The organism is Micromonospora sp. NPDC047812 (genome assembly GCF_040704175.1).
GTDB lineage: Bacteria > Actinomycetota > Actinomycetes > Mycobacteriales > Micromonosporaceae > Micromonospora.
In genome coordinates this window covers 1,632,708-1,645,867 of the sequence record NZ_JBEYRY010000001.1, presented here as the reverse complement: position 1 = coordinate 1,645,867, position 13,160 = coordinate 1,632,708, and the positions used below count along the sequence as shown (strand labels likewise).

The window sequence follows — 13,160 nt, the reverse complement described above, 5'->3', positions numbered from 1 at the left end:
GCCGGCACCGCCACCGACACCGACGGAGTCACCCACTCCTTCGAAGGCGGGCACTACATCAGCGTCGTCGGCTACCGCGACAACGGTGCGACCGTGACGATCGCCGACTCGGCCAACCCCGACCAGGCCTCCTACCGGATGAGCGTGGACAACCTGGCCGACTGGATCGCCACCCGCGGCTACACCGCCTGACCGACGACAACACCCACACGAAGACGACGAAGGGCCGGACCCGCACGGGGGTCCGGCCCTTTCGCCATGACCGAGGGCGCTGGCCCAATCCGGTCAGACCACCGGGACCGGTGGCCCGTCGCCGACGAGGCGGAACGAGGATTCGCCGACCGGTTCCACGAGACCGTCCCGCACCAGTCCGGCGAGGGCCCGGGACCGCTGGACGTCGTCGGCCCACACCTGGTCGAGCCGCTGGTGCGGCACCGGCCCGGGCGACTCCCGCAGTACGCCGAGCAGCAGCCCGCGCACCTGGCGGTCGGTGCCGGCGTACTGCTGGGGGCGGCGGGTCGGACCCGCGGGGGCCTCGCGGCCGGACGCGCGCCAGGCGCAGACCGATTCGACGGGGCAGACGCCGCAGCGGGGCGAGCGGGCGACGCAGACCACCGCGCCCAGCTCCATGAAGGCCGCGCTGGCCAGGGCGGCGGCGGCCGGTTCGGCGGGGAGCAGTTCCTCGGTGGCGACCAGGTCGGCCGGGCGGGTCGCCGGGCCGGCGTCCGGTTCGCCGGCGATCGCCCGGCAGACCACCCGCCGCACGTTGGTGTCGACCACCGGGTGCCGCTGACCGTACGCGAACGCGGCCACCGCCCGGGCCGTGTACGTGCCGACGCCCGGCAGGGCCAGCAACTGGTCCAGCCGGTCCGGGACCCGGCCCCCGTGGCGCTCGACGATCGCCACGGCGCACTCCCACAGCCGCACCGCCCGACGGGGGTAGCCGAGCCGCCCCCACATCCGGATCGCCTCGGCTGGGCTGTCCGCCGCCAGCGCGGCCGGCTCGGGCCAGCGCGCCAGCCAGGCCTCCCAGGCGGGGAGCACGCGGACGACCGGCGTCTGCTGGAGCATGACCTCGCTGACCAGGATGGCCCACGGGCTCACGTCGGGTCCGCGCCAGGGCAGGTCGCGGGCGTTCTGCTCGTACCACCGGCTGACCAGGGTGGCGAAATTGGGCTCAGACATCGCGCCGCCGATGATGCCACGCGGCCCGCCGCGGGGCCGGCGCGGGCGACGGGTGCCGCCACCGTCCCGCTGGCTGGGCGGTACGGGCGGGGCGCTGCGGCGGCGGCGCGCGGATCGGGCAGAATGCCCGGATGAACGAGCTCGCGATCACCGTCATCGGCCAGGACCGGCCAGGCATCGTGGCCGACGTCGCCGAGCTGCTCGCCCGGCTCGGCGCGAACCTCACCGACAGCACCATGACCCGGCTGCGGGGGCACTTCGCGATGACCCTGATCTGCGTGGGCCCGGCCGCCGCCGACGTCGAGGCCGCGCTGGCGCCGCTCTCCGCCGACGGCCAACTGCTGGCCACCGTACGCGCGGTCACCCCCGACGGCGAGACGGCCCCTGCCGGCGAGCCGTACGTGATGGCGGTGCACGGCGCGGACCGGATGGGCATCGTGGCGGCCATGACCCGGGTGCTCGCCGACGTCGGCGGCAACGTCACCGACCTGAGCACCCGCCTGACCGGCTCGCTCTACGTGGTGGTCGCCGAGGTGGAGCTGCCGCCCGGCACGGCTGACGGGCTGGCCGGGCGGCTGGCGGCGACGGCCGAGGAGTTGGGCGTCGGGGTGAGCCTCCGGCCGGCCGATCCGGACCTGCTGTGACCGGCGGACCGGAGACCGAGGCGTACGTCGGCCTCGGCGACTGGACCCCGGAGTCCCTGGCCGTGCCGGGGGAGGTGCGACCGGTGGTGTCCGCTCCGGAGCAGGTGCTCAGCCGGGCCGGCGGCGAGGTGGATCCGACGGCGGCGGAGACGGTACGGCTGGCCGCCGACCTGATCGCCACCATGCGGGTGTCGCCGGGCTGCGTGGGGCTGGCCGCCCCGCAGGTCGGGGTGGGCGCGCAGGTCTTCGCGGTGGACGTGACCGGCCACCCGAAGGCGCTCACCGTGCACGGCACCTTCGTGCTGTGCAACGCCCGGGTCGTCGAGGCGAGCCGGTGGAAGGTGGCGCGCGAGGGGTGCATGTCGGTGCCCGACCTGACCGGGGACGTCAAGCGGGCGAGCCGGCTGGTGGTGGAGGGCGTCCTGCCCGGCACCGGCCGGCCCGTACGGCTGGTGACGGACGGGTTCGAGGCGCGGGCGCTCCAGCACGAGATCGACCACTGCGCCGGCCTGCTCTTCCTGGACCGGGTCGCGGGTGCCCACGCCATCTACCAGCGCAAGGTGTACCTCTGAGTGGCGGCGGCGCGGCGACCCAGCGTCGTCGGCGGGACACGGTCGGCAGGCGGATCCGTCGCATGTGGAGGGTCGGTGCGGTGAGCCACGGACGACTCGGCGCGTCGTGCGGGGCTGACGTGCCCCGCGCCGCTACGGTGGGGGCATCATGCGTCTGACGGTCGGCCCCCTGCCACCCGCCGTTTACTGGCGGCGTCGCGCCGTCGTACTCGGAGCGGGGCTTCTCTTCCTGATTGTCCTGCTCTATTCGTGCACCGGATCGGACCGGAACGCGAACAAGGGCGGTGACGCGCAGCCCACTCCGGGCGCGACGCCGTCCAACGCCTCGCCGGAGCCCACCGGCTCGGTGCTCGCCCCGCAGCCCGGAGGGCCCTCGCCGGGCGGGGCCGGTGGTCCTGACGCCGGTGAACCGTCGGGTGGTTCCGCCGGTGACCCGCCGGGTGGTTCGGTCACCACCGATTCGCCGCCGGTGGCGCCCGTGGTGCCGGCCGGCGGAGACGGCGCCTGCGCGGACGCCGAGATCACGGTGACCCCGGTGGCCCAGCCCGCCTCTGTGGTGCGCGGGGCCGTCGTGGACCTGCAACTCAAGATCAAGAACCGGTCGGATCGGACATGCAGCCGCGACGTCGGCGCCTCCGTGCAGGAACTGTTCATCAAGTCGGGGGCGGAGAAGATCTGGTCGTCCGACACGTGCGGCACCGCCCAGGGCGCCGACGTGCAGTCCTTCACCCCGGGCTTCGAACGCTCCTACCAGGTGGGCTGGAACGGCCGCGACACCACCAAGTGCGCCAACGGGGTGGCGGCGGGCCCCAACCCGCCGGCCGGCACCTACCAGGTCTACGCCCGGGTCGGCACCAAGCTCAGCGAGCCGGTCAAGCTCACCGTCACCGGCTGAGCAACCGTGGCCCGGGCCGCCGCGCGGTAGACCGGACAGACCGGACCACGCCCGCCGGTTGGCGGTGGCGGGCGCGGCCGGGAGCCGTGACCCTGGCGGCACCGGGCCGGTGGTGGCGGGCGCGGCCGGGAGCCGTGACCCTGGCGGGACCAGGCCGGCGGTAGCGGCGCGGCCCTGGAGCCGGTGCTGTGGGGCGTGGCGGACCGGGTCGGCGGCCGGCGTACGGGGCCGGGTCAGACGTAGCGTTCGAGGATCGACGCCTCGGCGAGTCGGGACAGCCCCTCGCGGACGCCCCGGGCGCGGGCGTCGCCGACCCCCTCGACGGCCTGGAGATCCTCGACCGTGGCGCCCAGCAGCCGCTGGAGGCTGCCGAAGTGCACGACGAGGCGGTCGACCACGGCCACCGGCAGCCGGGGCACCTTCGCCAGCAGCCGGAACCCACGCGGGCTGACGGCCGCGTCGAGCGCGTCGGATGCGGCCGGGTAGCCGATCGCCTTGGCGACCGCGACCAGGTCGATCAGCTCGGTGGCGCCGAGCAGGTCCAGCTCCACCAGGGCCTCGTCGAGGGTGCGGGACTTCCGGCCGGCCGGCAGGTAGTCCCGGATCACCAGGGTGCGGTCGGCGTCGACGCCGGCCATCAGCTCGTCGAGTTGGAGGGCCAGCAGGCGGCCGTCGGTGCCCAGCTCCACCACGTAGCCGGCGATCTCGTCGGCGATCCGGCGGACCATCTCCAGCCGCTGCACCACCGCGACCGCGTCCCGTACGGTGACCAGGTCCTCGATCTCCAGCGCGGAGAGGGTGCCGGAGACCTCGTCGAGCCGCAGCTTGTAGCGCTCGAGCGTGGCGAGCGCCTGGTTGGCGCGGGACAGGATCGCCGCCGAGTCGTCCAGCACGTGCCGCTGGCCGTTGACGTAGAGGCTGATGATCCGCATCGACTGGCTGACCGAGATCACCGGGTAGCCCGTCTGCCGGGCGACCCGCTCCGCCGTGCGGTGCCGGGTGCCGGACTCCTCGGTCGGGATGGTCGGGTCGGGCATCAGGTGCACGGCGGCCCGCACGATGCGGGTGCCGTCGCTGGAGAGCACGACAGCGCCGTCCATCTTGCACAGCTCCCGCACCCGGGTGGCGGAGAACTCGACGTCGAGCGGGAACCCGCCGGTGCAGAGACCCTCGACCACCTTGTCGTAGCCGAGGACGATCAATGCGCCCGTCCGGCCGCGCAGGATGCGCTCCAGGCCGTCGCGCAGCGCGGTGCCCGGGGCCATCAGGGCCAGGTTCGCCCGCAGCGGGTCGCCGGCGCCCCCGGCGCCGCCGGTCACGCTCACGCTGATCGGGCGGGCGGGCGAGCCCACGGCGCCGGTGCGGGCGTGGGGTGTCGCGCCGGCGGGCTTGGTGGTGTCGCGGTCGATCGGCACGGGCACAGTCTACGGACTGCCCTGCGGTGGGTGCTGTCGTGGTTACTGTGATGTGTCACGATGCCCCGCCTCGCCCGGACCGTGGGTCGGAGTCCGTGCTGTCCGGTTTCGGGTCGGACGTTCCGCCGACCGCCGCCGGCGCTCACTCGGCGGACGCCCGGGCGACGGCCTGGAGCGCCGAACGCACGTCGGTCACCTCGATCACCCGCATGTGCTCGGGCGTGACGCCGGTGCTCTCGGGGCCGCAGCCGGTCGGCACCAGCGCGAGCCGGAACCCGAGCCGGGCCGCCTCGGCCAGTCGGCGCGGCACCGCGCCGACGCGGCGCACCTCGCCGGTCAGGCCGACCTCGCCGATGGCCACCAGGTGCGGCGCGATGGCCAGGTTGAGCCCGCCCGAGGCGACGGCGAGGGCCACGGCGAGGTCGGCCGCCGGCTCCACCACCCGGATGCCGCCGACGGTGGCCGCGAAGACCTCCCGGTCGTGCAGGGTCAGCCGCTCCGTGCGGCGCTGGAGCACCGCCAGCACCATCGCCAGGCGGGCCGAGTCGAGCCCCGAGACCGTCCGCCGGGGCGAGCCGGCCACGGTCGCGCCGATCAGCGCCTGCACCTCGGTGACCAGGGCCCGGCGCCCCTCCATCGCCACCGTGACGCAGGTGCCGGGCACCGGCTCCGAATAGCGGGTCAGGAAGAGCCCCGACGGGTCGGCCAGGCTGCTGATGCCGCCCTCGTGCATCTCGAAGCAACCCACCTCGTCGGCGGCGCCGAACCGGTTCTTCACGCCGCGCACCATGCGCAGCGACGAGTGCTTGTCGCCCTCGAAGTGCAGCACCACGTCGACCAGGTGCTCCAGCACCCGGGGACCGGCCACCTGGCCGTCCTTGGTGACGTGGCCGACCAGCACGGTGGCGATGCCGCGCTCCTTGGCCACCGAGACCAGGGCGGCGGTGACCGCCCGCACCTGGGTCACCCCGCCCGACACCCCCTCGGCGTTGTTGGTGGAGATGGTCTGCACCGAGTCGAGCACCAGCAGGCCCGGCTTGACGGCGTCGAGGTGGCCGAGCACCGCGGCGAGGTCACTCTCGGCCGCGAGGTAGAGCTGGTCGTGCAGGGCGCCCATCCGCTCCGCGCGCAGCCGGACCTGGCTGACCGACTCCTCGCCGCTGACCACCAGGGAGGGGCTGCCGGCGCCGGCGGCCCACTGCTGGGCCACGTCGAGCAGCAGGGTTGACTTGCCGACCCCCGGCTCGCCGGCGAGCAGCACCACCGCGCCGGGGACCAGGCCGCCGCCGAGGACCCGGTCGAGCTCGCTCACCCCGGTGGGGCGGGCCCGTGCCGGCGCGGCGCTGATGGTGGCGATCGGCCGGGCCGGCTCGGCCGGCATCCGGGAGCTGACCACCTTTCCGGAGACCGTCGGGCCGGTGACCGTGCACTCGACCACCGAGCCCCACTCGCCGCACTCCGGGCAGCGCCCGACCCACTTCGGCGGCTGGTGCCCGCAGGCGTCGCACTCGTAGGCCGGCCGGGGCTCCCGGGCGCCGGCACGGCCGCGCCCGCCGGCCCCGCCGGCGCGGGGGGAGGTCGATCGGGAGGTGGTCACATTGGGACGTTAGTCCCCCGGTACGACGAAGACACCGCCGGCGTGGCGGTCACCACGCCGACGGTGTCGTCGGTCGTCGAGGGGCGGGTCAGTGGCCGCCGTCCTCCTGGCCCTCGTAGCCGCCCTCACGCTCGATGATCGGCGACGGGGGCGCGGCCGGGGTGAGCGGCACGGCGACGGGCGCGGGGCCGGTGACCGTGACGCCGTTGCCGAAGTCGAAGGTCACGAAGACGTTCTGGCCGGAGCGCAGCGACTCGTTGAGGCCGATGAGCCGGAGGACGCGGTCGGACTGGGTGTTGAGCTGCACGTAGCTCAGCGGCGGGATCTCGATCCGGGCCGGCTCGCCGGCCGGCGCGGCCGGGCTCTCCGGGGCCGCCGGGCTCTCCGGGGCGCTCGGGCTGGCCGACCCCGAGGGGCTCTCGGAGGCGCCGGGGCTCCCGGGGGCCGACGGGCTCTCCGGGGCGCTCGGCGACGGCGATCCGCTCGGGGACGCCGACGGGCTGGCGGTGGCGCCGGCGCCGGTGATCACGACCTCGCGGGCGCTGTCGGTCGTCACGGTCACGGTGACCGGGTTCGCCGAGTCGTTGTAGATCACGGCGTTCAGGACGGCGTCGGCGCCCGTCTTGTAGCCCTCGGTGCCGGGGAAGTCGAGCAGCAGGCCGCGGACCGCGTACTCGCCGTTGCGGGCCGACAGGTTGACGCCCTGGACCGACGGCTCCTTGTTGGCGGTCTCGGAGACCTGGCCGGCGCCGCAGCCGGACAGCAGCAGCCCGGTCGCCGCGGCCATCCCGGACAGCAGCAGGGCCGCCCGCCGGGAACCCCTGATCGAGCGCGTCACGTCGGTCCTCCTCGTCACGATCCCACCCGGTGCTCACGCCGGGCGTGGTGGCCATGCCCGCGCAGACCGCGCTCCAGGGTAGTTGGGCCTGATCGGCCCCCGCACGCCGACCCGGAGATGGCACCCGAGGGGGCGCGCCTCACACCAGCCGGCCGCTCGTGACCAGCAGGACGACGTCGATCAGGGCGACCAGCATCACGGCCCGGAAGGCGGCCACCTGCCGGCCCCGGGCCCGGGTGGCGGCGCGTCCCGCGTACCAGCTCAGCGGCGGCACCACGACGGCGGCGGCGACCGCGGCGAGGCCCACCCCCGACGGCGGCCCGGGCGGCCCGAGGACCAGCGTGGCGGTCGACGCGAGCAGCAGCAGCGCGGCGGCGGCCCGGCTGCCGGCCGGACCGAGCCGGTGCGGCAGCCCGCGCACCCCCGTCCGGGCGTCGTCGGCCAGGTCGGGCAGGACGTTGGCGAAGTGCGCCCCCGCGCCCAGGCAGGCCGCCGCGGCGACCAGCCAGACCGGCGGCAGCACCGCCCCGGGCAGCGCCAGCACCACGAAGGCGGGCAGCGAACCGAAGGAGACCGCGTAGGGCAGCACCGAGACCGGGGTCGACTTCAGCGGCCAGTCGTAGAGCAGCGCGGAGACCAGCCCGAGGGTGGCGCAGAGCGCGGCGGTCGGGCCGGTGGCCAGCGCCAGCGCCGGGGTGGCGAGCGCGGCCACCGCCGCGGCCACGGCCGTCGCGCGCCGACCGACCGCGCCGGCGGCGACCGGTTTGTCGGTACGTCCCACCGTGGCGTCCCGGTCGGCGTCGAGCGCGTCGTTGGCCCAGCCGACGGCGAGCTGGCTGGCCGCCACGGTGAGCACCACGGCGAGGACCCCGCCCGGCCGGTGCCCGACGCCCCACGCCAGCAGCCCGGCCACCGTGGTGACCGCGGCGGCCGGCTCCGGGTGACTCGCCCTGACCAGCCCTAGCACCGTTGGCGACATGAGGAAAGTCTGGTCGTTACCGGGCAGTCGTGCCACGCTCGGTCCATGCCAGACGCGGGCCGCACCCTGCCACGCAACGATCCGCGCCAGTACGACGACCTGGCCGGCGAGTGGTGGCGGCCGGACGGCGCGTTCGCGATGCTGCACTGGCTGGCCGAGGCCCGCGCGGCCCTGGTGCCGCCGGCCGCCCGCCCCGGTGCCCTCCTCGTCGACCTCGGCTGCGGCGCCGGGCTGCTCGCCCCGCACCTGGCCGGCAAGGGCTACCGGCACGTGGGCGTCGACCTCACCCGGTCGGCCCTGGAGCAGGCCGCCGCGCACGGGGTGACCGCCGTCAACGGCGACGTCACCGCCGTACCGCTGGCCGACGGCTGCGCCGACGTGGTCGCCGCGGGCGAGTTGCTGGAGCACGTGCCGGACTGGCGGCGCGCGGTGGCCGAGGCCTGCCGGCTGCTGCGGCCCGGCGGCCTGCTGGTCCTGGACACGTTGAACGACACGGCGCTGAGCCGGCTGCTGGCCGTGCGGATCGCGGAGCGGCTGCCCACCGTGCCGAAGGGGATCCACGATCCACGGTTGTTCGTGGACGCCCGGGAGCTGGTGGCGGAGTGCGCCCGGCACGGGGTCGACCTGCGCCTGCGGGGCATCCGGCCCGGGATGCCCGGCCTGCTCGGCTGGCTGGCCCGCCGGATGCGCGCCGCCGGCCGCCCGTACGCGGTCCCGGGCGACCGTCCGCCCGCGACGGTCGCCGGCCCCACGCCGCGGATCGTGCCGACCTGGTCGACCGCCGTTCTCTACCAGGGGCGTGGTACGCGGAGCGGATAGCGGTGCCCGTCCCTGGGTAGGGAGAGGGCCGAGAAGGGGGCTGTATGACGCAGCACGCGTTGGCGGCGGCTCGCCGCCTGGCACCGAGGCTGGCCGCCCGGGCGGCGGAGCACGACCGGGACGGCTCGTTCCCGGTCGAGGACTTCCGTGACCTGCGCGAGGCCGGGCTCTTCGGCCTGATGGTTCCCACCGCCCTCGGCGGGATGGGCGCCACCTTCGCCGAGTACGCCGCGGTCGCCACCGAGCTGGCCCGGGGCAACGGCGCGACGGCCCTGGTCTTCAACATGCACGCCTCGGTCACCGGTGCGCTGGGCGCGGTGACCGAGGAACTGGCCGAGGCGCTCGGGGTGCCGGACGAGGCGCTGGCCGCCCGGGACCGGCTGCTCACCGCCGCCGCCCAGGGCTCCTGGTACGCCGTGGCGATGAGCGAGCGCGGCGCCGGTGCCCGGCTGTCCCAGCTCAGCACCGTCTACGAGCCGGCCGACGGCGGTTGGCACCTCAAGGGCAGCAAGACGTTCTGCTCCGGGGCCGGGCACGCGGACGGCTACCTGGTGGCCGCTCGCAGCGCCGCCGACCAGTCGGTGGTCTCCCAGTTCCTGGTGCCGGCCGGCGACGGGCTGACCGTCGAGCCCACCTGGGACTCGCTCGGCATGCGCGCGACGTCCTCGCACGACCTGCACCTGGACGTGACCGTGCCGGCCGACCGGCTGCTCGGCGGCGTGGAGGGGCTGGCCCTGGTGGTCGCCCAGCTCATGCCGCACTGGCTGGTGGCCAGCTACGCCGCTGTCTACGTCGGGGTCGCCCGGGCGGCGGTCGACGCGGCGGCCGAGCACCTGAACGCCCGCAACCTCGCCGGCCTGCCGGCGGTCCGGTCCCGCCTGGGCCGGGCCGACGCGGCGGTGGCGGCGGCCCAGCTGGTGGTCGCGGAGGCGGCCCGCCGGGTGGACGAGGCGCCGGGCGACGCGGAGACCAACCGCTGGGTCTGGCGGGCCAAGCTGCTCGCCGGCACCACCGCCGCCGACGTGGCGGCGTCCATGCTGGAGGCGGCGGGCACGTCCGCCACCCGGCGGGGACATCCGCTGGAGCGGCTCTACCGGGACGCCCGCTGCGGCTCGCTGCACCCGGCGACGTCGGACGTCTGCGCGGACTGGCTCGGCGTCGCCGCGCTGGGCGGTGACCCGGACCGCGACGGAACGGTTCCTCGTTGGTGAGCGTGGGGGGTCCGCCGAGGCGGCGGACGCGCGGGCACACGGTGCGGGGGGCCCGTCCAGGGGCGGGTTCGACCGCTCGGTGCGCAAGGCCGGACGAGAGGTGGGCATGGTGGCCGTACCGGTGATCGCGGGGCTGGGGACGGCACACCCGCCGTCGGCCGCGCAGGACGACCTGTGGGAGGGCTTCTTCTCGAAGCACTTCTCCGGCAGCACGCGGGCGCTGGCGCAGCGGATCTTCGCGCACTCGGGGGTCACCCGCCGCCAGGCCGCCGTGAACCCGTTGCTGGAGGACGTCTCCGACTGGCCGACGGAGCGGCGGATGCGCCGCTACCTGGTCGAGGCGCTGCCGCTGGGCAAGGAGGCGGTGGGCCGGGCGCTGACGGCCGCCGGCCTCTCCGCCGGCGACGTCGGCCTCTTCGTCGTCTGCTCGTGCACCGGGTACGCCACCCCGGGGCTGGACATCCTGCTCGCCCGGGACCTGGGCATGGCCCCGGACACGCAGCGCATGTTCGTCGGGCACATGGGCTGCTACGCCGCGCTGCCGGGCCTGGGCGCGGCGAGCGACTTCGTCACCGCCCGGGGCCGGCCCGCGCTGCTGCTCTGCGCGGAGCTGACCAGCCTGCACATCCAGCCCTCCGGCGCCCGGGTCGACACCCAGCAGATCGTCTCCCACGCGCTCTTCTCGGACGCCGCGGTCGCCGCCGTGGTCGTCCCCGGCGGCCGGGGGTACGCGCTGCGCGAGGTCACCTCCGTCACGGACACCTCGACGGCCGACCACATGACCTGGGACGTCACCGACACCGGCTTCCGGATGGGGCTGTCGCCGAAGGTGCCGCAGGTGCTCTCCACGCACGTCCGGGGCCTGGTCGAGGGGCTGTTGGCCCGGCACGGCACCACGCTGTCCGGGGTGGACGGCTGGGCGGCGCACCCGGGCGGCCCGCGCATCCTGAACGTGGTCGAGCGGGAGTTGGCCCTGCCGCCGGAGGGGCTGGCGGCGTCGCGGGCGACGCTGGACGAGCACGGCAACTGCTCGTCGCCGACGGTGCTGCTGATCCTCGACCGGCTGCGCCGGGCCGCGTCGCCGCCGCGGCGGGTGGTGATGCTGGCGTTCGGCCCCGGCCTGACCCTCTACGCCGCGTTGCTCGAACGACAGGAGTGAGCCGTTCGCCCGGCGCGGTTACCCTCTGATGATGGACGCCGATGCGGCAGGCCGGCCGGGATCCGGGCCGGGCGCGGGTGAGCACACGACCAGCGTCGGGGCCGACGACCGGCTGCGCGGCGCCGTACTGGCCGTGGCGGGGCTGGCCGCGTTGGTCGGCGGCGGCTGGTGGTGGCAGGCCGAGGCGCCCCGCACCGATCCCCTGCCGAACGCGTCGAACCTCGCACCGGCGGACCGGGTCCGGCCCGGTTTCTCGTCGCAGGCCCGGGCCCGGGTGATGGCGGCGGAAGGGGCCGGGGGCATCACCAACGTCTGGGTCATCGATCCGGCGACCGGTGCCGTGGTCGGGACCGCCCCGGGCAGCGGCGCCACCTACCGGACCGACCCGCGCGGCGGCGCCACCTTCCGGGCCGACGTCAGGCCTGGCGGGCCTGACGATCCCCGCCGTTTCGTGGACGAGCGGCTCGACGGCGGCGCGCGTCGCGGCAGGCTGGCCAGCTTCCCCGACACAGTCTGGACCGCCCGGGCCGAGCTCAGCCCGGCGGAGGGGCTCGTCAAGCAGGCCTCCGCCGAGGGCGGGGCGCGGCACCTGCTCCAGTACCGCTGTGTCGGTCCCGGCGAGCTGCTGATCGTGGTCGAGGGGGCCTGGGCGGCGGACCCGATCACCAGCGCCTGCGACGGCTCGGTCACGTCGACGGAGGTCACCGGCAGGGGCGGGCCGTTCCAGGTCTCGCTGTCGAGCGCCAACGCCGAGCCACTACGGGTCGAGGCGCAACTGGTCGCCCTGCCCTGATCGCCGCCACGCCCGCCGGGGTGCCGACGGGCCACGGCACGCCAGGGACCGATGGGGAATTTCCCGTCCGGGCGGTTCCTGCCCGGCGGTCACCCGGGCGGTTCCTGCCCGGCGGTGCGGCTCAGGCGGCGAGGCGGGTCAGGTTCGGTGCGGCTCAGGCGGCGAGGCGGGTCAGGTCGGCGCGGTAGTCCTCGGCGGAGCGGATCTCGGGGACCACCTTGACGAGGACGCCGGACCGGTCCACCAGCAGCGCGGTGGCGGCGCCGGGGCGGGCCGGCAGGTGCAGGAACGCGCGCAGCCCGCCGGCCGGGTCGGCGAGCGGACGCACCATGGCCCCGGCGGACGGCGGCGTGGCGCGTACGGGTCGGGTGCCGGTGACGGTGACCACCGTCACGCCGGCCGGCGCCAGGGCGGCGGCGGTGGCCACGTCGTCCGGGCAGGGGCAGCCGTCCACCAGGATGATCATCGCCGGCACCAGTCCGCGCAGGGGCACCGGCGACTGGCCCGCGTCGACCAGGTCCAGCGCGGGCAGCGGTCGACCGGCCGACCCGGCCGGCGGCGCGTACGGGGTGGGGGTGGGCTCCGGGGTGGACCGGCCGGACCGGGGCCAGGTGACCGCCGCGAGGCCGGCGAGGGTGGTCAGCACCGCCACCAGCAGCACCAGCAGGGGCAGGGTGAGCGCCGACCGGGCCGGCGACCGCAGGACGCTGCGACGGGACGTGTGACCCAGCTCGCGGCGGATCTGTTCGGCCTCGGCCGCCAGCGCGGAGGCGTCGTCCGGCACGACCACCCGACCCCACTCCGGTGGCAGGTCGGGCAGTCCGGGGCCGTCTGCGTCGGGCTTGCCCATCGGACCCCCAGGACGTCTCGGCGAGCGGACAGCGGCGCTACCTCCAGCGTCCCGCACGGGGCGGGCTGCCGCTACACCTGGGCGCGTACCCGGCCGGCGGGCTACCATGGGAGGAGCGCATAGCCCTTGATCTCGACGTTCGCGCCACTCGTGCCGGGGCGTCATCTGAGCGTTACGGAGCGTGTTCAAACCACCGGTTTGGC

General features: G+C 75.9%; 13 protein-coding genes and 1 pseudogene. 8 read left to right on the top strand and 6 right to left on the bottom strand.

Features of this window, described 5'->3' with window-relative positions; translation table 11 throughout:
• Positions 1–192: pseudogene (locus AB0883_RS07650) on the top strand (phytochelatin synthase); the annotation flags it as partial.
• A gap of 93 nt (positions 193–285) precedes the next feature.
• Here AB0883_RS07650 and AB0883_RS07645 read toward each other — a convergent pair.
• Positions 286–1,185, bottom strand: a complete 900-nt coding sequence (locus AB0883_RS07645; protein WP_366640191.1) for an A/G-specific adenine glycosylase — start codon at positions 1,183–1,185, stop codon at positions 286–288.
• A 131-nt stretch (positions 1,186–1,316) separates the two neighbouring features.
• On the opposite strand from AB0883_RS07645, the gene AB0883_RS07640 reads away from it, so the two are divergent.
• The 3 genes from AB0883_RS07640 to AB0883_RS07630 all read left to right on the top strand — a co-directional run bounded on the left by AB0883_RS07640 (position 1,317) and on the right by AB0883_RS07630 (position 3,296).
• A complete protein-coding gene (locus AB0883_RS07640; protein ID WP_366640189.1) occupies positions 1,317–1,829 on the top strand; it encodes an ACT domain-containing protein in 513 nt (170 codons plus the stop codon).
• Positions 1,826–2,401: a peptide deformylase gene (locus tag AB0883_RS07635; RefSeq protein WP_366640188.1), complete on the top strand. Its 576-nt coding sequence runs from the start codon at positions 1,826–1,828 to the stop codon at positions 2,399–2,401. The genes AB0883_RS07640 and AB0883_RS07635 overlap by 4 nt, the downstream gene beginning before the upstream one ends.
• A 148-nt stretch (positions 2,402–2,549) precedes the next feature.
• Positions 2,550–3,296 carry a hypothetical protein gene (locus AB0883_RS07630; RefSeq protein ID WP_366640186.1) on the top strand — a complete coding sequence of 249 codons (747 nt, stop codon included), beginning with the start codon at positions 2,550–2,552 and terminating at the stop codon, positions 3,294–3,296.
• Between the two features lie 233 nt (positions 3,297–3,529).
• On the opposite strand, the gene disA is transcribed toward AB0883_RS07630, so the two are convergent.
• The 4 genes from disA to AB0883_RS07610 all read right to left on the bottom strand — a co-directional run bounded on the left by disA (position 3,530) and on the right by AB0883_RS07610 (position 8,125).
• Positions 3,530–4,711, bottom strand: a complete 1,182-nt coding sequence (gene disA / locus AB0883_RS07625; protein ID WP_121401744.1) for a DNA integrity scanning diadenylate cyclase DisA — start codon at positions 4,709–4,711, stop codon at positions 3,530–3,532.
• 142 nt (positions 4,712–4,853) lie between these two features.
• On the bottom strand, positions 4,854–6,308 hold the full coding sequence (gene radA, locus AB0883_RS07620) for a DNA repair protein RadA (protein WP_366640184.1): 1,455 nt from the start codon (positions 6,306–6,308) through the stop codon (positions 4,854–4,856).
• 88 nt (positions 6,309–6,396) lie between these two features.
• On the bottom strand, positions 6,397–7,146 hold the full coding sequence (locus tag AB0883_RS07615) for a hypothetical protein (protein ID WP_366640183.1): 750 nt from the start codon (positions 7,144–7,146) through the stop codon (positions 6,397–6,399).
• Positions 7,147–7,285: 139 nt separating this feature from the next.
• Positions 7,286–8,125, bottom strand: coding sequence for a UbiA family prenyltransferase (locus AB0883_RS07610; RefSeq protein WP_366640181.1), 840 nt, complete (start codon positions 8,123–8,125; stop codon positions 7,286–7,288).
• Positions 8,126–8,170: 45 nt separating this feature from the next.
• Between AB0883_RS07610 and AB0883_RS07605 the strand changes: the two genes are divergently transcribed.
• The 4 genes from AB0883_RS07605 (at position 8,171) to AB0883_RS07590 (ending at position 12,107) form a co-directional block, all read left to right on the top strand.
• On the top strand, positions 8,171–8,944 hold the full coding sequence (locus AB0883_RS07605) for a methyltransferase domain-containing protein (RefSeq protein ID WP_366640180.1): 774 nt from the start codon (positions 8,171–8,173) through the stop codon (positions 8,942–8,944).
• A 44-nt stretch (positions 8,945–8,988) separates the two neighbouring features.
• Positions 8,989–10,155, top strand: a complete 1,167-nt coding sequence (locus AB0883_RS07600) for an acyl-CoA dehydrogenase family protein (protein WP_366640179.1) — start codon at positions 8,989–8,991, stop codon at positions 10,153–10,155.
• 109 nt (positions 10,156–10,264) lie between these two features.
• Positions 10,265–11,314, top strand: coding sequence for a type III polyketide synthase (locus AB0883_RS07595; RefSeq protein ID WP_366640338.1), 1,050 nt, complete (start codon positions 10,265–10,267; stop codon positions 11,312–11,314).
• 31 nt (positions 11,315–11,345) lie between these two features.
• Complete coding sequence (locus tag AB0883_RS07590; protein ID WP_366640178.1) at positions 11,346–12,107, top strand: hypothetical protein; 762 nt, start codon at positions 11,346–11,348, stop codon at positions 12,105–12,107.
• 154 nt (positions 12,108–12,261) lie between these two features.
• On the opposite strand, the gene AB0883_RS07585 is transcribed toward AB0883_RS07590, so the two are convergent.
• The gene (locus AB0883_RS07585; protein ID WP_366640177.1) at positions 12,262–12,957 is read right to left on the bottom strand and encodes a hypothetical protein; all 696 of its coding nucleotides are present in this window, start codon (positions 12,955–12,957) and stop codon (positions 12,262–12,264) included.
• Positions 12,958–13,160: the final 203 nt, after the last annotated feature.

What these genes read in the sequence shown, in the direction of transcription:
- AB0883_RS07645 (WP_366640191.1), bottom strand. Translation starts at nt 1,185, where the DNA reads ATGTCTGAGCCCAATTTCGCCACCCTGGTCAGCCGGTGGTACGAGCAG.
- AB0883_RS07640 (WP_366640189.1), top strand. Translation starts at nt 1,317, where the DNA reads ATGAACGAGCTCGCGATCACCGTCATCGGCCAGGACCGGCCAGGCATC.
- AB0883_RS07630 (WP_366640186.1), top strand. Translation starts at nt 2,550, where the DNA reads ATGCGTCTGACGGTCGGCCCCCTGCCACCCGCCGTTTACTGGCGGCGT.
- AB0883_RS07610 (WP_366640181.1), bottom strand. Translation starts at nt 8,125, where the DNA reads ATGTCGCCAACGGTGCTAGGGCTGGTCAGGGCGAGTCACCCGGAGCCG.
- AB0883_RS07605 (WP_366640180.1), top strand. Translation starts at nt 8,171, where the DNA reads ATGCCAGACGCGGGCCGCACCCTGCCACGCAACGATCCGCGCCAGTAC.
- AB0883_RS07600 (WP_366640179.1), top strand. Translation starts at nt 8,989, where the DNA reads ATGACGCAGCACGCGTTGGCGGCGGCTCGCCGCCTGGCACCGAGGCTG.
- AB0883_RS07590 (WP_366640178.1), top strand. Translation starts at nt 11,346, where the DNA reads ATGGACGCCGATGCGGCAGGCCGGCCGGGATCCGGGCCGGGCGCGGGT.
- AB0883_RS07585 (WP_366640177.1), bottom strand. Translation starts at nt 12,957, where the DNA reads ATGGGCAAGCCCGACGCAGACGGCCCCGGACTGCCCGACCTGCCACCG.